Origin of the sequence: Rhodococcus sp. EPR-157 (assembly GCF_001647195.1) — a bacterium.
GTDB lineage: Bacteria > Actinomycetota > Actinomycetes > Mycobacteriales > Mycobacteriaceae > Rhodococcoides.
The window spans coordinates 1-25,229 of the sequence record NZ_LVCV01000340.1; the positions used below are offsets into that span (position 1 = coordinate 1).

The window sequence follows — 25,229 nt, forward strand, 5'->3', positions numbered from 1 at the left end:
GGGAATCTCGATACCGCTCAGCTCGGCGGCTCTGATCACGAGCGTCCCGGGCGGGACCTGGAGCTCGTTGCCGTCGATGCTGACGGTCACGGTCTGGGCTTCGACGCTCATGATGTCAGCTCTCCCGCCATCAGCGTGGCGCGGTGTGGATCGAACGGGCACGGCGCGCCGATGTGCTGGAGGTATTCGTCGCGAAAGTACTTCAGCGACGATGTGATCGGGCTGACGGCACCATCGCCGAGAGCGCAGAACGACTTTCCGAGAATGCTGTCGGCGATGTCGAGGAGGGTGTCGAGATCTGCTTCGGTGCCGCGGCCTGTTTCGAGCCGTTCGTAGATCTGGACGAGCCAGTAGGTGCCTTCGCGGCACGGCGTGCACTTGCCACAGGACTCGTGAGCGTAGAACTCCGTCCATCTGCGCACGGCTCGGACGACGCACGTGGTGTCGTCGAATATTTGAAGTGCCTTGGTCCCGAGCATCGAACCTGCCGCGGCGACGCCCTCGTAGTCGAGCGGCACATCGAGGTGTTCCTCGGTGAAGATCGGGGTCGACGAGCCGCCGGGGGTCCAGAATTTGAGGGAATGACCTGCCCTGACGCCGCCCGCGTACTCCAGCAGTTCGCGCAGCGTGATGCCGAGCGGTGCCTCGTACTGACCGGGTGTGGTGACGTGACCGGACAACGAGTACAGCGTGAAACCGGGCGACTTCTCGCTACCCATCGAGCGGAACCAATCGACACCGTTGCGCAGGATTGCCGGAACACTCGCAATCGATTCGACATTGTTGACCACCGTCGGACAGGCGTAGAGCCCGGCGACAGCTGGAAACGGAGGGCGCAGACGTGGTTGTCCGCGGCGGCCTTCGAGCGAGTCGAGTTGCGCGGTTTCCTCCCCGCAGATGTACGCGCCCGCACCTGCATGCACGACGACTTCGAGATCGAATCCGCTACCCATGATGTCCGTGCCGAGGTAGCCCGCGGCATATGCGTCGGCGACTGCCGCATGTACGCGGCGCAGTACCGGGACAACTTCCCCGCGGAGGTAGATGTACGCGCGATGCGCTCGAATGGCGTACGCGGCGATGATGATTCCTTCGAGAAGAACCTGCGGGGTGGCGAGCAGGAGCGGCATGTCCTTGCAGGTTCCCGGCTCGGACTCGTCGGCATTGACCACAAGGTAGTGCGGCTTGTCCCCGCCCTTCTTGTCACCACCCTGCGGGATGAAGCTCCACTTCATACCGGTCGGAAAACCCGCCCCGCCGCGACCGCGGAGCCCTGCGTCCTTCACCAGCGCGATGACGTCGTCCTCGGGCATGTCGAATGCGCGCCGAAGTCCTTCGTAACCCCCGTGACGCTCGTATGTTTCGAGGGTCCACGATTCGGGATCGTCCCAATAGCTGCTCAGCACCGGAGTCAATGGCACGTCAGTGTCCTTTCCACGTCAGTGTCCCTTCTCGGGTGGAACCGATTCCCCGGGCGCGGGCGCTGGCTTGTCCTTTGCGAATGCCGCCGCATTGGCCGCTTCCGAGCCGATGGGTGCCGCGCCGCTGTCGTCGGGTTCCGACGCCGCGGGCGCTGTCATTCCCGCTCGACGTGCGATACGTAATCCTGCGAGAGTCGGTTCCCCAGCCGTTCCACCGGCTTCGACGGCGCCGAGACGGTCGTCGGGGAAGCCGGCCAGGATACGTTCGGTCTCCCTGAAGGTGCACAACGAGGCACCGCGGGTGGGAACGACCTCCTCGTCCGAGCGCAACGCATCGACCAGGTTCCGAGCGGATTCCGGCGTCTGATTGTCGAAGAACTCCCAATTGACCATGACGACGGGTGCGTAGTCGCACGCCGCATTGCATTCGACGTGCGTCAGCGTCACCGTGTCGTCGGACGGCCCGAGATGTTCGCGCAGCGATTCGAGAATGGCGTCGCCACCCATGATCGCGCACAACGTGTTGGTGCACACCCCGACGAGGTAGTCGCGGGTCGGTTCACGTCGGTACATCGAGTAGAACGTGGACACTGCAGTGACCTCGGCCCCGGTAAGACCCAGTATCTGCGCACAGAACTCGATTCCGGTCGGGGAGACGTACCCGTCCTCGGACTGAACCAGATGCAGCAGCGGCAACAGAGCCGAGCGCGCCATCTGCGGGTCGGGTGCCTCGGGCGGGGAGTAGCGCGCGACGATAGCGGCGGCGTCTTTCTCCAGTCGTGCGCGGACACTTTCCGGGTACGGGGCAGCACGGGTACCCAACCGAAGGTAGACCTTCTCGCTCATCGATCGACCCTGTTCATCGATCGACTCCGCCCATGACGGGGTCGATACTGGCGACTGCGGCAATGACGTCGGCGACCATTCCGCCTTCGCACGTGGCCGCCACGGCTTGGAGATTGGTGAACGACGGGTCTCGATAATGCACCCGGAACGGTCTGGTGCCGCCGTCGCTGACCATATGGACGCCCAGTTCTCCACGTGGGGATTCCACTGCGATGTATACCTGCCCCGCAGGCACTCGGAACCCCTCGGTCACCAATTTGAAGTGGTGAATGAGAGACTCCATCGACGTGTTCATGATGTCGCGGACGTGCTCTGTGGAATTCCCCATGCCGTCGGGACCGACCGTGAGATCGGCAGGCCACGCAATCTTCTTGTCGTCGACCATCACAGGCCCCGGACGCAGCCTGTCGAGGCACTGTTCGACGATCTTCAGTGACTCCTTCATTTCCGCGACACGGATGACGTAGCGGCCGTACGCGTCGCAACCGGTGTCGGTGCAGACGTCGAATTCGTAGTTCTCGTAGCCGCAATAGGGTTGAGACACGCGGAGGTCGTGCGGGAGACCGGTGGATCGGAGCATGGGTCCGGTGATGCCGAGTGCCATACATCCGGTCAGGTCGAGGTAGCCGATTCCCTTGGTGCGTGCCTTCCATATCCGGTTGTCGTCCAACAGATTCGACATGTCGCGAAGTCTGCCGGGAAGGGTCGTCAGAAGCTCGCGGATCTTCTCGATCGCGCCGTCTGGTAGGTCCTGAGCCAACCCGCCCGGCCGGATGTAGGCGTGATTCATACGCAGACCGGTGATCGTTTCGAACACGTCGAGTATCAGTTCACGCTCGCGGAACCCGAAGAGCATCGCAGTCACTGCTCCCAATTCCATGCCGCCGGTGGCCAGCGCGACGAGGTGGGAGGAGATGCGGTTGAGTTCCATCAGCATCACGCGTACGACGCTCGCGCGTTCCGGGATATCGTCCGTGATGTCGAGGAGCTTTTCGACGCCCAGGCAGTACGCGGTCTCGTTGAAGAACGGCGACAGGTAGTCCATCCGAGTGACGAATGTGACGCCCTGGGTCCAGTTGCGGAATTCGAGATTCTTCTCGATACCGGTGTGCAAGTAGCCGATTCCGCATCTGGCCTCGGTGACGGTCTCGGCTTCGATCTCGAGAATGAGACGGAGCACCCCGTGTGTCGAGGGATGCTGAGGTCCCATGTTGACGACGATTCGTTCCTCGGACGACGCCGCAGACGATTCGGCAGCGGCTGTCACGATGTCGTCCCAATCCTGTCCGGACACCGTGAACGACTTCTCGTGGCCTGCTGTGTCGGTCATCAGTTGTACTCCCGCCGTCGATCTGGGGGAGGAATACTGGCACCCTTGTATTCGACAGGGATTCCGCCCAGTGGATAGTCCTTGCGCTGGGGATGACCGACCCAGTCGTCCGGCATCTGGATGCGCGTCAACGACGGGTGCCCGTCGAACTGGATACCGAAGAAGTCGTAGGTCTCACGTTCGTGCCAGTCGTTCGTGGGGTAGATGCCGACAAGGCTGGGAATGTGCGGATCGGACTCGGGGACCGATACTTCCAGCCGCACCCGTCGGTTGTGCGTGATCGACAGAAGCGGATACGACGCGTGCAGTTCGCGACCGGTGTTCTGCGGGTAGTGGACACCGTTGACGCCGAGGCACATCTCGAACCGAAGTCCGGGCTCGTTGCGTAGATCTGTCGCGACCTGAAGCAGGTGCTCCCGCCGAACGTGCAACGTCATTTCCCCGCGGAACACGACGGCGGATTCGATTGCATCGTCGAATGCTGTGCCGGCTGCGGCGAGTGTTGCTGTCAGTTCGTCCGCGATGGAGTCGAAGTAGCCACCGTAGGGCCGCTCCGAACTGCCCTGGGCAAGAACCGGAACGACCAATCGACCGTAACCCGATGTGTCGCCGGAACCGTAGACGCCGAACATCCCGCGTCGATCGACGGTCACCGCAGCAAGCCCTTCAGCTCGATCGTCGGCCTCGATTGCAACGCAGCCTCTTCGGCGGCGCGAGCGACCTTCTCCCGATCGGCGCCGAGCGGCATTTCCTGAATCTTTTCGTGCAGCTTCAGAATCGCGTCGAGCAGCATCTCGGGGCGCGGCGGACAACCTGGCAGGTAGATATCGACGGGTACTACGTGGTCTACACCTTGAACGATCGCGTAGTTGTTGAACATCCCGCCCGAGGAGGCGCATACCCCCATCGCCAGAACCCATTTCGGCTCCGCCATCTGGTCGTATATCTGACGGAGAACCGGTGCCATCTTCTGGCTGACTCGGCCTGCGACGATCATCAGATCGGCCTGCCTGGGTGACGCCCGGAACGCCTCCATTCCGAACCTCGCGATGTCGAACCGGCCGGAGCTGGTGGCCATCATCTCGATGGCGCAGCACGCCAGTCCGAACGTTGCAGGCCACAGCGAGCCCTTACGGACATAGCCGGCAAGACCCTCCACCGTGCTCAGCAGGAAGCCGCTCGGCAGCTTCTCCTCGAGACCCATGTCAGACCCTTCTCGTTGTATGCGACTCGTTGTATGCGACGCAGGTAGCTACGGGATCTAGTCCCAGCTCAGTCCGCCGCGTCGCCACTCGTAGGCGTAGGCAACTGCGGCACTGACGATGAACATCATCATGGCGAGCAGTCCGAAGATCCCCAGCGCATCGAAGTGCACCGCCCAGGGATAGAGAAATACGATTTCGATGTCGAAGATGATGAACAGCATCGCCGTCAGGTAGAACTTCACCGGGTATCGCCCGGCGCCCATGGGTTGAGCCGTGGGTTCGATGCCGCATTCGTAGGCATCCAACTTGGCGCGGTTGTAGCGCTTGGGGCCGATGACTGCGGCGATGACGACGGACACGAGGGCGAAGGCGACTGCGACAGCGCCGAGGACGAAAACGGGGATGTACTCGTTCAACCTGTTCAGCCTCTCCGTACCTGCCTCGTGAGCATCTGGGGAGCTCCGTCGGCCAAGAGGTCCTTAGCCGAGAGAAAAATGTGAGCTGAAACACAGCCTACCGTTGTGATGCCCCGACTTGTCTCGGTTTTCGACCAGCGAGCCGGCGTGTCGGCAATAAAGTTGATCTTGCACCGAGCGTTGGCCGTCGTGCCGGTCGAACGGTGGAATCACTTGTGACCGATGGAATTCGATCGGTTCGACAGCAAGTCAGTGACCGCACGGGTGAGGACGAACGGATCGATGGGATGGGACACGGCGGCCTCCGCCCCGGACCAATCGGCGAGCCATCGGTCGTCCGGCCTGCCGGTGAGTACGACAAGAGGAGGGCAATGCTCGATTTCGTCCTTCAATTGCTTCGCGACACCCATCCCGCCTGCCGGTGTGGCCTCGCCGTCGAGGATCGCGAGGTCGATTGCGCCAGCGTCGAGATAGTGCACCACCATGGGCTCGCTGGCGACTTCGATGTACTCGAATGCAGGCAACGCGGAGTCGGGGTGCGTGCCGATCGCAGTTGTCACCGCGGTACGCGTGTTGGTGTTGCTGCTGTAGACGAGGATGCGCAGCGGGTCGGTCACGCATGCGATGCTACGTCCGAATTTTGGGCGCGGCAGTCGTTTCGGCCAACGGAACCCTCACAGTTCGGGTGGGCTGAAGTAGTGGCTTCCGTGTGGGTCGGTGATGTGTAGTACGTCGTCGGGGAGCTTCTCGGTTGGCCACAGCTGCATCGGGCGCTCGTGGTGAGGGCGTCGAGATATTTGCGACCGACGGTGAAGATGACCTGCCAGGTGGCGTCCTGGGCAAGGGTGCGCAGGGTGGTGGGGTCGAGGTGTCCGTAGCCGTGAAGATACGCAGCCCGACTCTGGAGGCCGAGGATCGTCTCCAAGTTTGCGGTGATGTGGATCAGCGGCTTCGTCGCGCTGGTGTCGGGAGGTGCGAAGGGGCGTCCGCAGTTGCAGTTTCCCGCGTCGGTCGTACTGTCGCTGGGTCGGCCGGTGCCGGTAGCGGATTCGGTTATCGTCGAATCAGTGTCGTTGGGTTCGGTGTCGTTGCTGGGTGTGGGTGTCGCCGACCGGTCGCTGCTGTCGTTCGGTTCGTCCTGCCCCTTGTCGGTGTCCTCGGTGTCCTCGGTGTCCGAAGGCGGCTGGCAGTCGGGGAATCCGCAGTTGCAGGTGAGGTGCCCACCGCGGAGTCGAGCGGCGAAGGCGTCGGATCTTCGGGTGTCGAGGGTGCGGGGATCCAGCATGCACACCCGCTCACACTCGCGATCCAGTATTGCGGTCAGTTCGGCCGCATCGACTGCACCCAGTACCGCGGACATGCGGGCCATCCCATTGGGGAAACGAACCCCGTTCGAGAGACTGCGGAGAGAAGGGGAGCCCGCTTCAGGCCTGGCGAGCGATGGCCAGTACTGCAGAGGTCGACGGCCTCGGCCAGGCACGTCTCGAACGGTACCGCGCGTTCCATCCGCAACCGATGTGTAACGAATCGGGCCGTACACTTGATTTAGCTTTCAACTCCGGTGCAGTCCTCGACCCCCGACTCGGGACTGCCGCGGAGTCCGACAATCGATGGCACTCGGAGGAAACCATGCGTGATCACCCGGCAGTCCAGTTTCCGCGCGGCAGCGGACCGGGCGAGGATGTGCTCACGGATTTCGGCGTCAGTCGTCCGGCGTTCGTGGGGCGCCTCCGCGAAATCATGATGAACAATCCGCCCGTGGGATTGGACGACGTCGATGTTGCCCGACTTCTCGCTGCGTGCTCCTGATCTCACTTGATTCCGTAGGTCACTATCGCGTTCCCCGCGCTGGTGACCCGCGATGCCTGCAGCTCCAGCCTTGTCAATGGATCCTGCGGCTCGAACAATCGCCGGCCGGAACCCACGATCACCGGGTGGGTCATCAACGTCAGGGAGTCGAGGAGCCCGGCGAAAAATAGGCTTCGAACAATCGAGATTCCTGCACACACCGCGATCTCGCCGCCCTCGGTGTCCTTCATCGCGGCGATGAACTCATGCGCGTCGCCGGGGATAACCGACGCGTTCTCCCACTCCAACGCGCCCGTCAGCGTCGTGGAAGCCACATGTTTGGAGACCCCGTTGATGAATGCGCCGAACCCGTCGTCGTGCGCCGTCGGCCAGTACGCCGACCAGTCCTGGTAGCCGACGCGACCGAGAACGACCGCATCCACGCGAGCCATCATGGCGCCGAGTTCCTCACTCATCTCGGGGTCGAAACTATCGAACTGCCACTCGTCCGGAGCTTCGACTACTCCGTCGACGGAATGAAAGAGCCCTGCTGTCACTTTTCTCATGCCGAATTCGACCCGTGACATTCGGAAAACTCATCGCGGGCATACGGTTGATCACGAATCTTCCGGTCAGCAGCGAGAAGGAGTGCCACGTGTCCACGTCCGGCAACACAGCAATCGAACCAGGAAACCTGCGGCCCTCGCTGCTGATCGATGGAGAATGGGTTGGAGCTTCCGATGGGGGCACCCGTGAGGTCATCGATCCGGCTACCGGGAGTGTAGTGCTCGTCGTGGACGAAGCGACCCCGGACGACGCCCGACGAGCTGTCGCGACCGCGCGCAGAACGTTCGACGAGGGTACATGGGCGTCGACGCCCGTATCGGACCGGACCGCACTGCTGTCCAAGATCGCGGATCTTCTGCAGCGCGACAAAGAGCAACTCGCGCGAATCGAGACACTCGACACTGGAAAAACGTTGGCCGAGAGTCGAATCGACATCGACGACGTCACCTCGGTGTTCCGTTACTACGCCGAGCTTGCGGCAGTGCACGCAGATCGATTGGTCGATGTGGGACGTCCCGAAATCATCAGTCGCGTCGTGCACGAACCCATCGGTGTATGCGTGATGATCGCCCCGTGGAACTATCCGCTGCTGCAGATCTCTTGGAAAATCGCGCCTGCCCTCGCGGCTGGATGCACGATGGTTCTCAAACCCAGCGAGGTCACGCCGCTGAGCACCATCGCGTTCGCCAAGCTTGCTGAGGAGGCAGGCGTGCCCCCCGGGGTCCTGAGCCTCCTTCAGGGGAGCGGCGCCGTGCTCGGCGAAGCACTGACTGCGAACCCGGAGGTCGACTTCATCTCCTTCACCGGCGGACTGGCCACCGGACGGACGATCCTTGGTGCTGCCGCAGCCAACGTCACGAAAGTGGCCGTCGAGCTGGGCGGGAAGAATCCGCACATCGTGTTCGCCGATGCCGTCGCAGATCCCACGGACTTCGAGAATTCGGTCGACCACGTGCTCACCGGAGTGTTCCTGCACTCCGGTCAGGTGTGTTCGGCAGGAACACGCCTCATCGTCGAAGAATCGATCGCCGACCGGTTCGTGGACGCAATCGCCGAGCGTGCGCGTGGAATACGAATGGGATCCGGGCTGGACGAGAAGAGCGAAACCGGACCGCTCGTGTCTCACGCGCAGCGCACCAAGATCGAAGGATTCGTCGCCCTCGGCATCGAAGAGGGCGCCGAATTGGTGATCGGTGGCACCAGGCCGGAGGATCCGCGCCTTGCCGATGGAAGCTTCTTCCTCCCGACGATCTTCGACAAATGCGACCGCTCCATGAAAATCGTGCAAGAGGAGACGTTCGGCCCCATACTCACTGTTGAGCGTTTCACAACCGAGGAGGAAGCCCTGCGACTCGGAAACGACACGAACTACGGTCTCGCGGCGGGTGTCCGAACGTCGGACAGTGCGCGAGGCGAGCGGATGGTGCGCGGACTGCGTCACGGAACGGTGTGGCTCAACGATTTCGGCATCTACACAGCCGCTGCGGAATGGGGCGGATTCAAGCGTTCGGGGAACGGCCGGGAGTTGGGTCCGTCCGGATTGTCCGAATATCAAGAAGCAAAGCACATTTGGCACAACACTTCGCCAACGGCGGCGGGATGGTTCCACACTCGATAAGTTCCTCGATTTCTGCCAGACGAAAGGCAGTACGGGCCATGACATTGAATTCCGACAGCGGTATGGACGATTTCGGCTACAAGGAATCGCTCGACCGAAGCTTGGGCAAGTTCGCGAGCTTCGCCGCCGGCGTCAGCTACATCTCGATTCTCACCGGAACATTCCAGCTGTTCTACTTCGGTTTCGGTACCGCAGGGCCGGCCTATCTCTGGTCGTGGCCGATGGTGTTCCTCGGTCAACTCTGCGTCGCATTGTGTTTCATGGAGCTGGCGGCGAAATATCCGGTCGCCGGATCGGTGTACAACTGGGCGAAGCTGCTCGGTCGTCGGATCGTGGGGTGGTCGGCCGGGTGGCTGATGTTGACCGCCTCGATCGTCACGCTGTCGGCGGTTGTGCTCGCGCTACAACTGAACCTTCCTCGAATCTGGAGCGGTTTTCAGATCATCGGGGACGGCAGCGGTGACAACGATTTCGCGACCAACGCTGTCCTGTTGGGCGCGATCATGATCGCCATCACCACGACAATCAACGCCCTCGGCGTCAAACTGATGGCAATGATCAACAGCGCAGGCGTGTTCATCGAACTCATCGCCGCAGTGCTGATTGCCGTCATTCTGGCCGCGAACATCACCCGAGGTCCCGAAGTCTTCTTCTCCACCAACGGTTACGGCGCAGGCGAAAGTGGCGGCTTTCTGTCGGCTTTTCTGGTGGCCTCACTCGCGTCCGGCTACGTCATGTACGGATTCGATACAGCGTCGTCACTCGGCGAGGAGACCGTGGAACCGCGACGGACCGCGCCCAAAGCGATCCTGCGGGCAATCCTCGCGTCCTTCGTGATCGGCGGTGCCATTCTTGTGTTCGCGGTCATGGCTGCGCCCGACCTCGACGATCCGTCCCTCGGTACACCCGAGGGCAGTCTGCAGTCCATCGTCGAAGCAGTGATGTGGGGCCCTCTCGGCACGATATTCCTGATCTGCATCGTCATCGCGGTGATCGTCTGCTCGCTGGCAGTTCATACCGCTGCCATCCGATTGACCTTCGCTATGGCACGCGACAATGCACTCCCGTTCGGGGAGAGTCTGGCGAGGGTCAACCCCAAGACTCAGACTCCGGTGGTGCCGGCGATCACGATCGGCGTGCTCGCGATCGCGATCCTCGTCGTCAACGTCGGGCAACCTCAGATCTTCACGGTGCTCACCTCGATCGCCATCATCATGATCTACCTCGCTTACCTGATGGTGACCGGACCACTGCTCGCCAAGCGCCTCAAAGGCGAATGGCCACCGAAGGATCTGAAGCCGGGAGGCTACTTCACCATGGGCAGGTGGGGAATGCTGGTCAACATCGTCGCCGTCGTGTGGGGTTCGGCAATGGCTCTGAATTTGGCGTGGCCGCGAGTGGAGGTGTACGGCAGCCCCTGGTACAACACCTTCGGCGCGTTCGTGTACATCGGCGCGATCCTTCTGCTCGGTCTGGCCTGGTACGGGATCAAGGGGCGCCATCACATCGGTACGTTGGTTTCGCACGCATCCACCGGTGACGACAGGAGCCCTACGTGAGCGACACAGTGTTCGACTACGTCATAGCAGGAGGCGGAACGGCCGGGTGCGTCCTCGCCGCCAGATTGAGCGAGGATCCCTCCGTCACTGTCTGCCTCGTCGAGGCCGGTCCGTCCGACGTCGGTGACGACGCCATTCTCGAGCTCTCCGAATGGATGCACCTACTCGACTCCGGCTACGACTGGGACTATCCGGTCGAGCCACAGGAGCGCGGAAACAGCTTCATGCGGCACGCCCGCGCAAAAGTCCTGGGCGGATGCTCGTCGCACAATTCCTGCATCGCGTTCCATCCACCTGCCGAAACGCTCGACGACTGGGAAGCCGCGGGAGCAACCGGGTGGGGTGCGAAGGACATTCTGCCGCTGGTAGCACGCGTGGAGAACAACGACACCGGACGTGGCCACGACGGGCCGGTTCGGATGAGGGACGTTCCGCCGGAGGATCCCTGCGGCGCAGCGGTTCTGGAGTCTGCTGCACGGGTAGGTCTGCCTACCGTTCAGTTCAACCGGGGTAGCACCGTGCTCGACGGTGCAGGGTGGTTCCAGATCAACGCGGGCGAGGACGGCAAGCGAATGTCCACCTCGCACGCGTACCTGCATCCGATCCTGGATTCACGGCCCAACCTCGAAGTCCGGACCCACTGTTGGATCAGTGAAATCCTGATCGACGACGCACTCACTGCAACGGGCGTGCGATATCAGAGGCCCGATCTCACGGGGTACGACACGGTGTCCGCACGTCGGGAAGTGATCGTCACAGCCGGTGCGATCGACACTCCGAAGTTGCTGATGCTGTCTGGGATCGGCCCAGCAGCACAGTTGCAGGCAATGGGTATCGCGGTCCGAGTGGACTCTCCCGGAGTGGGGGAGAATCTCGACGACCACGTCGAGGGCTTGGTGTTCTGGGATGCATCGCGTCCGATGGTGACAACGTCGTCGCAGTGGTGGGAAATCGGCGTGTTCGCCAGGACGACCCCTGACTTGAACTATCCGGATGTGATGATGCACTACGGCAGCGTGCCGTTCGACATGAACACACTTCGTTGGGGCTATCCGACAACCGACAATGGATTCTGCCTGACGCCGAACGTTACTCAGGGCCGCTCGCGTGGAACGGTTCGACTGCGCAGCCGGGACTTTCGCGACCGTGCACGTGTCGATCCGCGTTACTTCACCGATCCGGAAGGCCACGATGACGCGGTCATGCTCGCGGGGCTGAAGTTGGCACGGACAATTGCAGCCGAGGGTCCACTGGCCTCGTGGATCGAACGAGAACTGGCGCCCGGCCCCGAAGCGGTGACCGACGACGACCTTCTCGACTACGTGCACAAGGCCCACAACACGGTCTACCATCCTGCTGGAACTGCCCGAATGGGTTCCGTCAGCGATCCTTCGGCGGTTCTCGATCCGGAACTGAGAGTCAAGGGCGTTCGCAATCTGCGCGTCGTCGACGCGTCCGCGATGCCGAAGCTACCTCCGGTCAACCCCAACATCACCGTCATGACGATGGCGGAGAAGTGCGCAGATCTCGTTCGTGGACGACACAGCTGAATTTCTCCGTCGGTTTCCGCCGTTCCAGTCCGCGACGCCGGGTGAGCTGGCGGAACTGGCAAGCAATGCTGTCCGATCCGAATTTGCCACCGGAGCAACGATTCTCGATGTAGATATGCGTGATGTGGATTCGGTGTGGGTGGTGTGCAGCGGTCGGGTGGTGATACTTCACCCCGAGGACTCGGCTCTGACGGCAGTGCCTATCGATGCCATCGACGTCGGTGGTGTCTTCGGCTTCTCGGCGATGCTGTCCGGGGCCGCATTCGGATTCGTGGCTCGTACGACCGAACCGAGTTCGCTGATCCAGTTGCCGGGGACTCTGATGCGTCCGCTGTTCTCGAACCCGGCGGGTCTGAAGTTTCTGGCCGATGCTGTGTCGACTGCCAACGCTCAGGTCGGCGGACCAACGGATCGGAGTACGAAACGAACTGTCGGGGAACTGGTGTCAGGGCCGCCGGTGCTCGTGGATCCTGAAACGGGGGTTCGTGACGCCGTCCAGCGGATGACCGACAGCGGCACCTCGTGCGTGGTCGTACCGCTACCGGACGGCTCACACGGAATATTCACCGATCGTGATCTTCGGATTCGAGTGGTCGCTGCGGGGATCGGCGTCGATACCCCGATCAGGGTGGTCATGACTGCGCCTGCCGAGACTGTCACTGCAGATCGCCTTGCTGCAACGGTGCTCGTGGACATGCTCGACCGAGGATTGCGGCACATGCCGGTGTTGTCGACTCGAGGTGAAGTGCTCGGGGTCGTCGAGGACGGTGAACTGCACGCGGCGTCGACCAGTCGCAGCTTCGTTCTGAGGCGGTCGGTTGCGCTAGCGTCCAACTCGGACGAACTAGCGGTGGCCGCGCGCAGAATCCCAGGTCTCGCGGTGGATATGTTCCGCAGTGGAACGGAGGCCACTGCGGTCAGCGCCATTCTGTCCGTCGTCATCGACAGCGTCGTACGTCGCGCGCTCGAGCTCGAGTGGAACGCGAATCCCGAGGTCCCGCGCACCGAGATGGCATGGCTGACGCTTGGCAGCGTCGCGCGGCGCGAGGCGATGCCGTCGTCCGACGTGGACAGCGCGTTGTCCTGGTCCGATCTGCTTCCCGACCCACACGGCGGAGAACGGACGAGGGATACAGCCTTGATGGATCTGGCGTCGCGCGTGCATCGAACCCTGTCCGAGTGCGGTCTCCCTGCCGATTCCAACGGGGCTGTCGCCAGCTCTCCGAGGTTCGCCCGATCGGCCAGCCAGTGGCGAACCGCGGCAGCGCACTGGCTCAGCAATCCGTTCGGCGATCGTGGGAATCCTGCCGGAGACTCCGGCCTGATCATGTCCTCGCTGCTCGTCGACGGTCGAGTCGTCTGGGGGAACCGGGAGCTACACACGGTGCCACAGGTGTACCGGACACTTGCCGAGGATCATCCCGACGCGCTTCGCCTGCAACTTCGTGACGCCCTGGCCGGACGTGCGCGGCTTCGGTCACTACGCGACGTGCTGGCGCGACGCGGGGGCACGTTCGACCTGAAGGCACACGCCATCACTCCCATCGTCAACCTCGCCAGGTGGGGCGGCCTGTCCGTTGGACTTGCCTCCGCGTCGACCCCCGCTCGATTGGCGGCTGCGTCGGGCAACGGGCTACTGGCCGATCATGACGTGAAGATTCTCACCGAGGTGTTCGATCTGCTGCAGCGACTGCGGCTCGGACATCAGATCGCTCAGGTCGAAGCGGGTGTGCCGCCCGGAGACGTTCTCGTGATGGCAGAGCTTTCGGCCCTCGAACGAAGTCTGCTCGGTGACGGCGTTCGTGAGATCGCGGCCGTGCAGCGACGCGTCGGATACCTGGCCAGCAACGTCGGCGTGCGTCCGTGACCCGGAGATAGCAGACTGGTGCCCGTGACCGACGACGACAGTCCCTCCACCGTTGAACATTCGCGCCTCGCCGAATCGCCGGGAGTCAGCGGACCGTGGCGGCAGTGGGGTCCATATCTCGCCGGTCGTCAGTGGGGCACTGTGCGCGAGGACTACTCAGCAGACGGCGATGCCTGGCAGTCCTTCCCGTTCGATCAGTCGCACGCGCGCGCGTACCGCTGGGGCGAGGACGGATTGGGCGGAATCAGCGATCGTTTCGGTTTCCTCAATTTTGCGTTCGCACTGTGGAATCGCAAGGATCCGATCCTCAAGGAACGGCTCTTCGGGCTCACCAACGGTGAGGGCAACCATGGTGAGGACGCAAAAGAGTACTGGTGGGTCGTCGACGGCACCCCCACCCACAGCTGGATGCAGTGGCTCTATCGCTACCCGCACGCCGAGTACCCCTACCAGCAGCTTCGTGAGGAGAACGCCCGACGCGGGCGTGACGAACGCGAGTACGAACTCGCCGATACGGGGATCCTCGAAGAGAACCGATTCTTCGACGTGCAGGTGACCTACGCCAAGGCGTCACCCGACGACATCTGCATCGTCATCTCGATCACCAACCACGGTCCCGAGGCCGAGTCGGTGGACTTGCTGCCACACCTGTGGTTGCGCAACACGTGGGCGTGGGGACGCGACGACCGTGCGGGAATCCTGAAAGAGCTCGTGCCACCGGACCTTCAGACCGGCGGCATACGCGCTGTCGAAGCCGAGCACGGGTTTCTGGGAAGGTACTACCTCAGTGCCGAGGGGCACCCGGAAGTTCTGTTCTGCGACAACGAGACCAACGCCGCCGAGCTGTGGGGGCAGGAGAACCGCACGCCGTTCAGCAAGGACGGAATCGGAAACCGCGTCGTCAACGGGGACGAGAGCGCTGTGAATCCGGACCAGACCGGAACCAAGTCCGCATTCTGGTTCGGTTTCGACGATATCGCGCCGGGAGCAACGGTCGAGGTCAAGCTTCGCCTGTCCACCAACGCCCCCGATGAGCAGACTTTCGGCCGTGGCTTCGACGCCGTCGTCGCCGACCGTCGGACCGAGGCCGACGAGTTCTATGGTTCGATAATCGGCGCAGATCTTCACGAGCAGGATCGTCACGTCGCTCGGCGGGCGTATGCAGGTCTGTTGTGGACCAAGCAGCTCTACCGGTACGACGTCGATCAGTGGCTCGAGGGCGACCGAGTAGGAGAGCCTGCACCCGAGTCTCGTCGAGCTCATGGAGGACGCAATACGCATTGGCGGCATCTGGCGCTTGCAGACGTGATCTCGATGCCCGACGAGTGGGAGTATCCCTGGTTTGCCGCATGGGACCTGGCTTTCCACACGATTCCGCTGGCGCACGTCGATCCGGACTTCGCCAAGGAGCAGCTCGTGCTCATGTGCCGCGAGTGGTCCATGCACCCGAATGGTCAACTGCCCGCGTACGAATGGGAGTTCGGCGATGTCAACCCGCCGGTGCATGCATGGGCAGCGTGGCACGTGTACCGCATCGACGGCTACCGTGACCGCGACTTCCTGGTCCGGGTATTCACGAAGCTGCTGCTCAATTTTGCGTGGTGGGTCAATCGAAAAGATTCCGAGGGCTCGAATATCTTCGAGGGCGGATTCCTGGGAATGGACAACATCGGACTGTTCAACAGATCCGCGCCGCTGCCTCCCGGTTTCCGGTTGGAGCAGTCGGACGCGACGAGCTGGATGGCGTTCTACTGCCAGCAGATGTTCAAGATCTCGCTGGAACTCGCCCGGCACGACAGTGCGTGGGACGACGTCGCAACCAAGTTCTTCGCCCACTTCCTGTCGATCGCCAAAGCAGTGAAGTCATTTGGCTCGCAGCATATTTCGCTGTGGCACGAGGAGGACGGCTTCTTCTACGACGTGCTCGTGCCTCCTGTTGGGGACGCGGTACCGCTGCGGGTGCGGTCGATGGTGGGATTGCTGCCGATCCTCGGGGCGACCGAGATTCCGTCGTGGGTCGAGGACGAATGCCCTGATCTGACAGCACGATTGCGATGGGTTCAACGTCGCCGGCCGGAGATGATCAGTCCGCTGCTGGCACGTAAGGACGGCGGCGAGGTGAAGGTGTTGCTGTCACTGGTCGAACCCGAGCGGCTGAAGCGAGTGCTCGCGCGAATGTTCGATTCCGAGGAGTTTTTGTCGCAGTACGGGATTCGGTCCTTGTCCGCGTCCTACCGGGATGGTGTCACCTACGACATCGACGGGCGCAGCCTCTCGATCGAGTACGAGCCGGGGGAATCCCGCACCGGGATGTTCGGCGGAAACTCCAACTGGCGCGGCCCGATCTGGTTCCCGGTCAACGTTCTGCTCGCCGACAAACTGCGGGCGTACGGCCGTCACTACGGCACGTCGTTCACTATCGAGATCCCGACCGGTTCGGGCAACCACTGCACGTTGACCGAGGCCGCCGATCTCATCGACAACGGTCTGGCATCGCTGTTCCGACCGGTGAACGGTAAACGGCCTGCCGATGGTGACCGGATCGAATCCAGTGACGATCCACTGTGGAGCGTGCACCCGACCTTCAACGAGTACTTCGACGGTGACACAGGTGAGGGGCTCGGCGCTTCCCATCAGACCGGATGGACGGGGCTGGTCGCCCACCTGCTCCGGCCGCGGCTACCGCTGTGAGGCGGCTCACCTAGAGTGGGGCGCATGAAGATCCGCGGCGCAGTACTCGAGGAAATCGGACGATCCCGGCCCTTCGCCGAATCGCAGCCCATCTCCATCTCCGAACTGGATCTCGCACCGCCGGGTGACGGCGAGGTCCTCGTCCGTATCGAGGCCGCCGGACTGTGTCATTCGGACCTGTCCGTCGTCGACGGGAACAGGGTCCGGCCGGTGCCGATGTTGCTCGGTCACGAAGCTGCCGGGCGTGTCGAGTCCGTCGGCCACGGCGTCGACGACCTGCCGATCGGAACACGCGTGGTGATGACCTTCCTGCCACGCTGCGGTGAGTGCGCGGGATGCCGGACGGACGGTCAGATGCCCTGTATGCCCGGCAGTGCCGCCAACAACGCGGGAACGCTGCTCGACGGCGGTGCCAGGCTGGTTCGCGACGGCGTCGAGATCAAGCACCACCTCGGGGTCTCGGGGTTCGCCACGCACGCAGTGGTCAGTCGGAAGTCCGTCGTGGCGGTCGACGACGACATTCCCGCCGACGTTGCTGCGGTTCTCGGCTGCGCGGTTCTCACCGGTGGGGGAGCGGTTCTCAACGCCGGCCGGCCCCGCCCAGGACAGTCGGTCATGGTGATCGGTCTCGGCGGCGTCGGGATGGCGTCCATTCTGACGGCAGTCTCCGTCGGGGCAGGGGAAGTGATCGGCGTCGACGGTGTCGCGGACAAGCTTGCCACTGCTCGGGAACTCGGTGCGACACAAACCTATTCGCCCGCCGAGCGTGAAGAGCAAGGAATCAAGGCCGATATCGTCATCGAGGCTGCCGGGAACGCCCGTGCGTTCGAAACAGCGGTCGCTGCGACCGCGCCCGGCGGTACGACCATCACCGTCGGCCTCCCGGCTCCCGACGCCAGGTCGTCGATCTCGCCCCTCGGCCTCGTCGCCGAAGCACGGACCATCATCGGGAGCTACCTCGGTTCGGCGGTGCCGGCACGGGATATCCCGAAGTACGCCCAGATGTGGCGTGAGGGAAGGCTTCCGGTGGAGAAGCTGATCAGTTCCCGCATTGAACTCGACGACATCAATCGCGGGATGGACGAACTTGCCGACGGCAACGCGATCCGTCAGATCATTGTGTTCTGACGGTCACCTATCCGTTACCGGCATACCGGAAGTTCCGGGTAAGTCAGTAGGCTTCGACGTGCACGAAGTGTCGAGAAGTTTCAAGAGCGGAGCAGAAGTGAGTTCAGCAGCACCTATCCGGGTCGGCGTCCTGGGTGCCCGCGGCAAGGTGGGCCAGGCGATCTGCGCTGCCGTCGACGCGGCCACGGACCTGGACCTTGTCGCTACCGTCGATCAGGGCGATGCAATGTCGACGTTCGTCGACGCGGACACGCAGGTGGTGGTCGATTTCACTCACCCCGACGTCGTGATGGACAACCTCGAATTTCTGGTAGGACACGGAATTCACGCCGTCGTCGGGACCACGGGTTTCGACGAGCAACGACTCGACACCGTCAGATCGTGGTTGGCTGCGTCACCGGAGACCGGAGTTCTCATCGCGCCCAACTTCGCCATCGGTGCGGTTCTGAGCATGCGGTTCGCCGAGCAGGCCGCACGGTTCTTCGATTCGGTCGAGGTCATCGAGCTGCATCATCCGAACAAGGCCGACGCGCCCTCGGGTACCGCATACCGTACGGCGGAACTCATTGCCAAGGCTCGTGAAAAAGCAGGCGTAGGCCCGTCGCCCGATGCCACGACTGCCGAATTCGACGGTGCCCGCGGTGCCGAGGTCGACGGAGTGCGAGTGCACTCGATCCGCCTTGCCGGACTGGTCGCACACCAAGAGGTCCTGCTGGGAACACAGGGGGAGACGCTGACGATTCGTCACGACTCGCTCGATCGGACGTCGTTTGCGCCTGGCGTGCTCCTCGGGGTACGCGAGATCGGCGCGCGCCCTGGACTGACCGTCGGACTCGATCCGTTCCTCGACCTGTAACCCGGCATGAACAAAGCAACGAAGGTTCTACTCGTCATCGGCGTGATGGTGCTGATTCTCGGGTTCTACTTCTACCTCTTGGGGACGCGTGGAGTGTCGCTGATCCGGACCGGCGGTGTGGTCAACATCGGACTCGGGATCGGTGTCATTCTCCTTCCGATCATCGGCGTCTGGATTGTCGGTGCAACGCTGAAGGCTGGGTTCGAGCATCAGCATCTCGCGCAACGGATCCGTGAGGAGAACCTCGAACTGGATGTGTCCGACTTGCCGCGGATGCCCTCGGGGCGAATTTCACGTGATGCGGCGGACGAGATGTTCCAGCAGGTCAAGGCCGAGTGGGAGAAGGATCCGGACAACTGGCGCAACTCGTACCGCCTGGCGCGAGCGTACGACTACGCCGGTGACCGCGGTCGTGCCCGCGAAACGATGAAACGAGCGGTCGCACTCGAACGCGAGGACGCCGTCTGACGATGCCCACCCTCCTCGTCGTTCATCACACGCCGTCGCCGCCGACACACGAGCTGCTGGAGGCGGTGTTGGCGGGCGCGGCGGATCCCGGTATCGAGGGTGTGACCGTGCGCTGTGTCCCGGCTCTCGGCGCGACCGTGCCCGACGTCTTGGGCGCGGACGGATACCTGTTCGGTACGTCGGCGAATTTCGGCTACATGAGCGGTGCGCTGAAGCACTTCTTCGACACGACCTACTACCCGTGTTTGGGCGCCGTTGCCGGACGGCCGTACGGCGTGTGGGTACACGGCAACAACGACACCGCGGGTGCCGTGTCCGCCGTCCGCAAGATCGCGACCGGTTGGGGACTGGAGCTGGCCGCGGAGGCTCTCGAGCTCACCACGGTGAACAAGGCGAGCAGGGATTCCGGTTACGAACTCGGAGGGACCCTCGCTGCGACAGTGATGGGCTGACTATCGTCGCCTTCATGACTGACCGTTATGCGAGTTTTCTGCCTGCGGAATATCGGACCGAAACACAACCGACGTCGACGACGTGGAAGTGGCGCGACATCGAGGTTCACGTCGCCCGCGCCGGCACCGGAGATGCGCCCGTCAGGGTGTTGGCGATCCACGGTGCAGGCGGGCATTCCGGGGCCTTGTGGCCGTTCGCCGCGCTGGCAGCAACCCGGGGAGCAGATGTGTTGTTTCCGGATATGCCGCTGTACGGGCGAACAGTCGTCGCTGACCCAGGGCGGGTGCGCTACCAGGACTGGGTCGACATGCTGTCCGACCTCGTTATCGCTGAGCGGCAGCATGATTCGAGGCCGTTGGTGCTCTTCGGCGCAAGCATGGGCGGAATGCTCGCCTATGAAGTTGCCGCGCGTACCGGCGAAGTCGCGGATGTGGTCGCGACGTGCTTGCTCGACCCCTTGGATCCTGCCGCCCGCTCGGCGGCCGCCCGCTACAGCGTTCTCGGCGGACCGGCTCCCACGTTGCTGAAGATCGGTGCCTCGATGCTGGGCCGGGTCCGGGTACCGGTGCGGTGGCTGATGGACATCGACAAGATGAGTCTCGACCCGGAACTGTCCAGGACCTGCGCCACGGATCCACTCGGCGGCGGGGTGTCGGTCCCGCTCGGATTTCTCAGTAGCTTCATGTCCTTTCGGCATACGCGACCCGAGGACTACTCGGGACCGAAGGTCACGCTGGTGCATCCAGCGGAGGATCGCTGGACACCGCCGGAACTCAGCATTCGGTTCTTGAATCGGATCGCCGGCGAGAAGACTCTCGTCCTGCTCGAGGGGTGCGGGCACTTTCCGATCGAGGAGCCGGGATTGTCGCAGCTCGCCGCGACGATGGAGGATATCGCCCGCACCCACGGTTGGAGCCGGTGACGCATGCGCGAGATGACCGCGGCGATGGCCAGACGGACCGCGCTGGCAGCTCAGGGATTGGCGTCTGCGCACCCGGTGACCGAGCGGGGCGCGTCGGCGCGAGCCGTGCAGAAGGTGATCGGCAACACCCGTCTGTTGCAGATCGATTCGGTGTCCGTGCTCGTTCGCGCGCACTATGCGCCCGTGTTCAGCCGGGTCGGTTCCTACGACCGTGGCGTGATCGACGCCGCAGCGTGGACCGACACGGCTCGAAAGCCGCGCACGCTCGTCGAATACTGGGCGCACGAGGCGGCTCTCATCCCCGTCGAGGACTGGCCGTTGATGCGCTGGCGGATGGAGCTGTACCAGCACGGGCGATGGGGCGGAGCCAAGACGGTTCTGGAACGAAGTCCCACTCTCGCCGACGATGTTCTGGACGTGATCGCAGACCGTGGACCGTCCAGTGCCGGTGAGATCGAGCAAGCCCTCGAGACACCTCGCCCCGGGCGCAAAGGTCCGTGGTGGGATCGCAGTGACGTGAAGATCGTCTGCGAGCAGCTCTTTTCGGCAGGTGTCGTGTCGGTTGCTACTCGCGCCGCGTTCGTCCGGCACTACGACCTGACCGAACGCGTCGTTCCCCCTCACGTACTGGCGCAGCGGATCGACGAGTCCGACGCGGTTCGTACCCTGGTGGCTCAGTCCGCGCTCGCGCTGGGTATCGGCACCGAGCCGGATCTCCGTGACTACTACCGTCTTTCGCAGAAGCAGACCAAGACGGCGATCGCCGACCTGGTGGAGGACGGAACCTTGGAGCAGGTTGCCGTCACGGACTGGGGCGCTCCCGCGTATCTGCACGTCGACGCGCGAATCCCGCGGTCGGTCAAAGGCGCTGCTCTGTTGTGCCCGTTCGATCCGATGATCTTCTTCCGCCCACGCGTCGAGCGGATCTTCGGTTTCCACTACCGCATCGAGATCTCCCCCCCGCAGCACACGCGGGTGCACGGCTATTACGTGTTCCCCTTCCTGCTCGACGGCGAACTGGTGGCGCGGGTGGATCTGAAGGGAGACAGGGCGCGGTCCGAGCTCCAGGTCCTCGGCGCGTTCGTCGAGGGTGACCGTGACGCTTCGGTCATCGCCGACCGGCTCGCTCCGGTGCTTCGTGAACTGGCCGGATGGCTCGAACTGGAGTCGATCACGGTCGGTGAGCGAGGCGATCTCGTGTCCGAATTGGCGGCGTCGGTGTGACCGATCGACGCTTCGGTCAGCAGGAGGAGCCCATCGGTGCCACTATTTCAGATGTGACAACGCCTGCGTCTGCGCAATCGAGTGAACTGCCACCCCAGGTCGTGGTGCTGTTCGGCGCCACCGGTGACCTGGCCCGAAGAAAACTGCTGTCCGGGATGATGCACTTGGCACTGTCCGATCTGGCGCCGCGGATACGAGTCGTCGGAACGTCCCTCGAGGAGATGACGAGCGACGAGTTCCGTCAGATGGCGCTCGAAGCCATCGACGAGTTCTCCGCACGCAAGGTGTCCGAGGAGCAGTGGCGGCAGTTCGCCGGAAAGCTCAGCTACGTATCGCAGAAAGCCGGTCCCGCGGCTCTCGGTGAAGCTGTCGCTCGTGCGGAGATCGAACTCGGACCCGGCACGAGACGACTGCACTATCTTTCGGTACCGCCCAAAGCTGCACTGGCAGTAGTCGAAATGCTCGGTGCTGCCGACCTGGTGAAGCGGTCACGCATCATCATGGAGAAGCCGTTCGGCACCGATCTTGCAAGCGCGATCGCGCTCAATGCCACAGTCCACGAGACGTTCGACGAAGACCAGATCTTCCGCATCGATCACTTTCTCGGCAAGGAGCCGGCCCAGAACATTCTGGCGTTCCGGTTCGCGAACGGGCTGTTCGAACCGATCTGGAACCGCAACTTCATCGACCACATCCAGATCGACATTCCGGAGAAGCTGACCCTGGACGGACGGGCCAACTTCTACGAATCGACCGGTGCGTTCAAGGACATGGTCGTCACCCACCTCTTTCAGGTGCTCGCGTTCATGGCCATGGAACCACCCACCGCGCTCGAGCCTCGGGCAATCAGCGAAGAGAAGAACAAGGTGTTTCGGTCGATGCTGCCCATCGACCCACGGAAGGTCGTGCGAGGGCAGTACGCCGGGTATCGATCCGAGCCGGGCGTAGCCCCGGACTCCGAGACCGACACATTCGTCGCCCTTCGGTGCGAGATCGACAACTGGCGGTGGGCAGGCGTGCCGTTCTACCTCCGCACCGGAAAGAGACTGGCCGAGGGTCAGCGGATCATTTCCATCGCGTTCAGGGAGCCACCGAAGAGCATGTTCCCGACCGGGTCAGGCGTCGGTGCCCAGGGGCCCGACCACCTCACCTTCGACCTGGCCGACGCATCGAAGGTGTCGTTGTCGTTCTACGGAAAGCGCCCGGGACCAGGTATGCGCCTGGACAAATTGAGCATGCAATTCGGGATCCATGAAACAGAGCGAGTGTCCGACGTCCTCGAAGCGTACGAGCGCTTGATCCTCGACGCCATGCACGGCGATCACACGCTGTTCACCACAGCCGAAGGCATCGAGCGGCTGTGGGAAGTCTCGGCGCCGCTGCTGGCGGACCCGCCGCCGGTGCGCCAGTACACGCCCGGTTCGTGGGGTCCCAATGCCATTCACCAGCTGATCGCGCCGCATGCGTGGCGGTTGCCGTTCGAGCGGGCGTGGCGCGAAAAGAAGTAGTTCAGTAGGGACGTTCCTTGCGCATCTGATCGCGAAGGGCTCCCTGAACCGCCTGCGAGAGCCACGAATTGAGCGATACACCGTTCATCGACGCGGCCTCCTCGGCGCGCTCCTTGACGTGCTCGACCATGCGGAGTGTGACGCGCCGCATCTCACCGGTGACGTCGTCCATCGTCGGGTAGTCCTCTGGTCCGATTTGCTGCTCGGCTTCGGGTGGAGCCTGGGCGGCGTGCGCGGTGACGTCTGCAACAGCATCCGTTCCGGCAAGCCGAAGATGAACCGTGTGTCCGTCCAGCTGCTCGGAAATCTCGTCGGCGAAGTCCGAGAGCGCCTGCAGCAACATCAGTCTCGCCGATGCTTGCGCCGCGGCCCCGAGGCTGTCGGCTGTCTTTCTCGTGTGATCGTCACCCAGGGCGGCTGCAGCGAGCAGATCTGCCCGTAGCGCGGAGGTGTACTTGTCGAGTTCCATGACGTCAGTGTGACGCCATTTATGGCGTCACGCAAGACGTCGTAGTGATGCACGCATAGAGTGCGAAGAGATTTCAGCAGGTCGAGCGGAGGACGAGAGTGTCGAACACGGTGTCACTGAAGGTGCAGTTGGTCGCCAAGACCGACTTCGTCTCGCCACAGGACATTCCCTGGGAGACGGATGCCGACGGTGGCCAAGCCCTCGTCGAATTCGCCGGGCGAGCCTGCTATCAGAGTTGGTCGAAACCGAATCCACGAACGGCCACGAATGCGTCGTATCTTCGGCATCTTCTCGACGTCGGACACTTGTCGGTGCTCGAACATGCGTCGGTCAGTTTCTACATCAGCGGCATCTCGCGTTCGTGCACCCATGAGCTGATCCGGCACCGGCATTTCTCCTATTCACAGCTCTCACAGCGTTTCGTACCCGAACGCGACGCCAAGGTGATCGTTCCACCGGCGATCGAGGGAAACCCGGAATTGGAGGCGCTGTTCGCCAAGGCCACGGACGCGAGCCGCGATGCCTACGTCGAGCTACTCAACGCCCTCGAGCACACACTCGACGGGGTCACCAACGCAGCCCTTCGAGGCAAGGAAGCCCGTCAGGCCGCGCGATCGGTGCTTCCGAACGCGACCGAGACCAAGGTCGTCGTCACCGGCAACTACCGCGCGTGGCGTCATTTCGTGTCGATGCGAGCATCCGAACACGCCGACATCGAGATTCGTCGTGTTGCCGTCGAATGTCTCCGCCAGTTGGCCGCAGTCGCGCCCGACGTCTTCGGCGACTACGAAATTTCCGCACTGTCCGACGGTTCGGAAGTGGCGCACAGTCCTTTCGTCACCGAGGTATGACCGCGGGGCCGGGGTCTCGCAGCACCGGGTAACCTTTCTGACCATGACATACGGTGACGTCGCTCCTCCAAGTCAGCAGCCGTTCGGCACGGTGCTCACGGCGATGGTGACGCCATTCACCGCCGGCGGAAAGCTGGACATAGACGCGGGAGTGCGGCTCGCTCACCACTTGGTCGAGCAGGGTCATGACGGGTTGGTTCTTGCCGGGACCACCGGCGAGTCGCCCACCACAACCGAAAACGAGAAGCTCGAACTGATGCGCGCCGTCATCGCGGCCGTCGGAGACCGAGCTCGAATCATCGCAGGTGCCGGAAGCAACGACACCGCCCACAGCGTCGAACTGGCTCGTGACGCTGCCCGCGCGGGCGCGCATGGCCTTCTCGTCGTCACGCCGTACTACTCGCGACCCCCGCAAGCCGGTCTGTACGCGCATTTCACCGCCGTGGCCGACGCGACCGACCTTCCCGTCATGCTCTACGACATTCCACCGAG

General features: G+C 63.0%; 26 protein-coding genes. 15 read left to right on the forward strand and 11 right to left on the reverse strand.

What is annotated here, in order from left to right; translation table 11 throughout:
• The 9 genes from A2J03_RS32080 to A2J03_RS15675 all read right to left on the reverse strand — a co-directional run.
• On the reverse strand, positions 1-111 hold a 111-nt coding region (locus A2J03_RS32080), incomplete at its 3' end, for a 2Fe-2S iron-sulfur cluster-binding protein (RefSeq protein WP_197480805.1).
• Positions 108-1,421, reverse strand: coding sequence for an NADH-quinone oxidoreductase subunit NuoF (nuoF, locus tag A2J03_RS15640; RefSeq protein ID WP_068375656.1), 1,314 nt, complete (start codon positions 1,419-1,421; stop codon positions 108-110). The genes nuoF and A2J03_RS32080, both read right to left, overlap by 4 nt.
• An 18-nt stretch (positions 1,422-1,439) precedes the next feature.
• Entirely contained in the window at positions 1,440-2,267 is an 828-nt protein-coding gene (gene nuoE, locus A2J03_RS15645; protein WP_068375658.1) for an NADH-quinone oxidoreductase subunit NuoE, read from the reverse strand.
• A gap of 13 nt (positions 2,268-2,280) precedes the next feature.
• Positions 2,281-3,597 (reverse strand): NADH dehydrogenase (quinone) subunit D, encoded by a 1,317-nt coding sequence (gene nuoD, locus A2J03_RS15650; RefSeq protein ID WP_068375660.1) that lies wholly within the window; start codon positions 3,595-3,597, stop codon positions 2,281-2,283.
• Positions 3,597-4,229 (reverse strand): NADH-quinone oxidoreductase subunit C, encoded by a 633-nt coding sequence (locus A2J03_RS15655; protein ID WP_231912553.1) that lies wholly within the window; start codon positions 4,227-4,229, stop codon positions 3,597-3,599. Before A2J03_RS15655 ends, nuoD begins: the two co-directional genes overlap by 1 nt.
• Before the next feature lie 17 nt (positions 4,230-4,246).
• The gene (locus A2J03_RS15660; RefSeq protein ID WP_068375664.1) at positions 4,247-4,801 is read right to left on the reverse strand and encodes a NuoB/complex I 20 kDa subunit family protein; all 555 of its coding nucleotides are present in this window, start codon (positions 4,799-4,801) and stop codon (positions 4,247-4,249) included.
• Positions 4,802-4,858: 57 nt separating this feature from the next.
• Positions 4,859-5,218: an NADH-quinone oxidoreductase subunit A gene (locus A2J03_RS15665; protein WP_068375666.1), complete on the reverse strand. Its 360-nt coding sequence runs from the start codon at positions 5,216-5,218 to the stop codon at positions 4,859-4,861.
• A 209-nt stretch (positions 5,219-5,427) separates the two neighbouring features.
• Positions 5,428-5,835 (reverse strand): hypothetical protein, encoded by a 408-nt coding sequence (locus A2J03_RS15670; RefSeq protein ID WP_068375667.1) that lies wholly within the window; start codon positions 5,833-5,835, stop codon positions 5,428-5,430.
• Positions 5,832-6,758, reverse strand: a complete 927-nt coding sequence (locus A2J03_RS15675; RefSeq protein WP_331712379.1) for a DUF222 domain-containing protein — start codon at positions 6,756-6,758, stop codon at positions 5,832-5,834. Before A2J03_RS15675 ends, A2J03_RS15670 begins: the two co-directional genes overlap by 4 nt.
• Here A2J03_RS15675 and A2J03_RS31700 point away from each other — a divergent pair.
• Positions 6,659-7,027, forward strand: a complete 369-nt coding sequence (locus A2J03_RS31700) for a hypothetical protein (protein WP_231912551.1) — start codon at positions 6,659-6,661, stop codon at positions 7,025-7,027. The two genes, A2J03_RS15675 and A2J03_RS31700, sit on opposite strands and share 100 nt — an antisense overlap.
• Positions 7,028-7,029: 2 nt before the next feature.
• On the opposite strand, the gene A2J03_RS15685 is transcribed toward A2J03_RS31700, so the two are convergent.
• On the reverse strand, positions 7,030-7,572 hold the full coding sequence (locus tag A2J03_RS15685) for a dihydrofolate reductase family protein (RefSeq protein ID WP_068375671.1): 543 nt from the start codon (positions 7,570-7,572) through the stop codon (positions 7,030-7,032).
• A gap of 89 nt (positions 7,573-7,661) precedes the next feature.
• On the opposite strand from A2J03_RS15685, the gene A2J03_RS15690 reads away from it, so the two are divergent.
• The 12 genes from A2J03_RS15690 (at position 7,662) to zwf (ending at position 23,417) form a co-directional block, all read left to right on the forward strand.
• Positions 7,662-9,191, forward strand: a complete 1,530-nt coding sequence (locus A2J03_RS15690; RefSeq protein ID WP_231912552.1) for an aldehyde dehydrogenase family protein — start codon at positions 7,662-7,664, stop codon at positions 9,189-9,191.
• 38 nt (positions 9,192-9,229) lie between these two features.
• Positions 9,230-10,750: an APC family permease gene (locus tag A2J03_RS15695; protein WP_068375673.1), complete on the forward strand. Its 1,521-nt coding sequence runs from the start codon at positions 9,230-9,232 to the stop codon at positions 10,748-10,750.
• The gene (locus A2J03_RS15700; RefSeq protein ID WP_068375675.1) at positions 10,747-12,300 is read left to right on the forward strand and encodes a GMC family oxidoreductase; all 1,554 of its coding nucleotides are present in this window, start codon (positions 10,747-10,749) and stop codon (positions 12,298-12,300) included. Before A2J03_RS15695 ends, A2J03_RS15700 begins: the two co-directional genes overlap by 4 nt.
• Positions 12,284-14,167, forward strand: a complete 1,884-nt coding sequence (locus A2J03_RS15705; RefSeq protein WP_068375677.1) for a putative nucleotidyltransferase substrate binding domain-containing protein — start codon at positions 12,284-12,286, stop codon at positions 14,165-14,167. Before A2J03_RS15700 ends, A2J03_RS15705 begins: the two co-directional genes overlap by 17 nt.
• Before the next feature lie 24 nt (positions 14,168-14,191).
• Positions 14,192-16,858, forward strand: a complete 2,667-nt coding sequence (locus A2J03_RS15710; protein WP_068375695.1) for an MGH1-like glycoside hydrolase domain-containing protein — start codon at positions 14,192-14,194, stop codon at positions 16,856-16,858.
• A gap of 24 nt (positions 16,859-16,882) precedes the next feature.
• Entirely contained in the window at positions 16,883-17,986 is a 1,104-nt protein-coding gene (locus A2J03_RS15715) for an alcohol dehydrogenase catalytic domain-containing protein (protein WP_068375679.1), read from the forward strand.
• A gap of 97 nt (positions 17,987-18,083) precedes the next feature.
• Complete coding sequence (gene dapB, locus A2J03_RS15720) at positions 18,084-18,842, forward strand: 4-hydroxy-tetrahydrodipicolinate reductase (RefSeq protein WP_068375696.1); 759 nt, start codon at positions 18,084-18,086, stop codon at positions 18,840-18,842.
• Between the two features lie 6 nt (positions 18,843-18,848).
• Positions 18,849-19,310, forward strand: coding sequence for a tetratricopeptide repeat protein (locus tag A2J03_RS15725; protein ID WP_068375681.1), 462 nt, complete (start codon positions 18,849-18,851; stop codon positions 19,308-19,310).
• Positions 19,311-19,312: 2 nt separating this feature from the next.
• On the forward strand, positions 19,313-19,762 hold the full coding sequence (locus A2J03_RS15730; RefSeq protein ID WP_068375682.1) for a flavodoxin family protein: 450 nt from the start codon (positions 19,313-19,315) through the stop codon (positions 19,760-19,762).
• Positions 19,763-19,776: 14 nt separating this feature from the next.
• On the forward strand, positions 19,777-20,685 hold the full coding sequence (locus A2J03_RS15735; protein WP_068375684.1) for an alpha/beta hydrolase: 909 nt from the start codon (positions 19,777-19,779) through the stop codon (positions 20,683-20,685).
• A gap of 3 nt (positions 20,686-20,688) precedes the next feature.
• Positions 20,689-21,909: a winged helix-turn-helix domain-containing protein gene (locus A2J03_RS15740; RefSeq protein WP_068375686.1), complete on the forward strand. Its 1,221-nt coding sequence runs from the start codon at positions 20,689-20,691 to the stop codon at positions 21,907-21,909.
• A 53-nt stretch (positions 21,910-21,962) separates the two neighbouring features.
• Positions 21,963-23,417 (forward strand): glucose-6-phosphate dehydrogenase, encoded by a 1,455-nt coding sequence (gene zwf, locus A2J03_RS15745; protein ID WP_068375698.1) that lies wholly within the window; start codon positions 21,963-21,965, stop codon positions 23,415-23,417.
• Position 23,418: 1 nt separating this feature from the next.
• Here zwf and A2J03_RS15750 read toward each other — a convergent pair whose 3' ends face one another.
• Positions 23,419-23,886, reverse strand: coding sequence for a toxin-antitoxin system HicB family antitoxin (locus A2J03_RS15750; RefSeq protein WP_068375687.1), 468 nt, complete (start codon positions 23,884-23,886; stop codon positions 23,419-23,421).
• Between the two features lie 98 nt (positions 23,887-23,984).
• Here A2J03_RS15750 and thyX point away from each other — a divergent pair, with 98 nt between their 5' ends.
• Together thyX and A2J03_RS15760 are read left to right on the forward strand one after the other, a co-directional pair.
• Positions 23,985-24,737: an FAD-dependent thymidylate synthase gene (gene thyX / locus A2J03_RS15755; RefSeq protein WP_068375689.1), complete on the forward strand. Its 753-nt coding sequence runs from the start codon at positions 23,985-23,987 to the stop codon at positions 24,735-24,737.
• A 43-nt stretch (positions 24,738-24,780) separates the two neighbouring features.
• Positions 24,781-25,229, forward strand: a 449-nt coding sequence (locus tag A2J03_RS15760) for a dihydrodipicolinate synthase family protein (RefSeq protein WP_197480807.1), incomplete at its 3' end; no start/stop codon positions are given.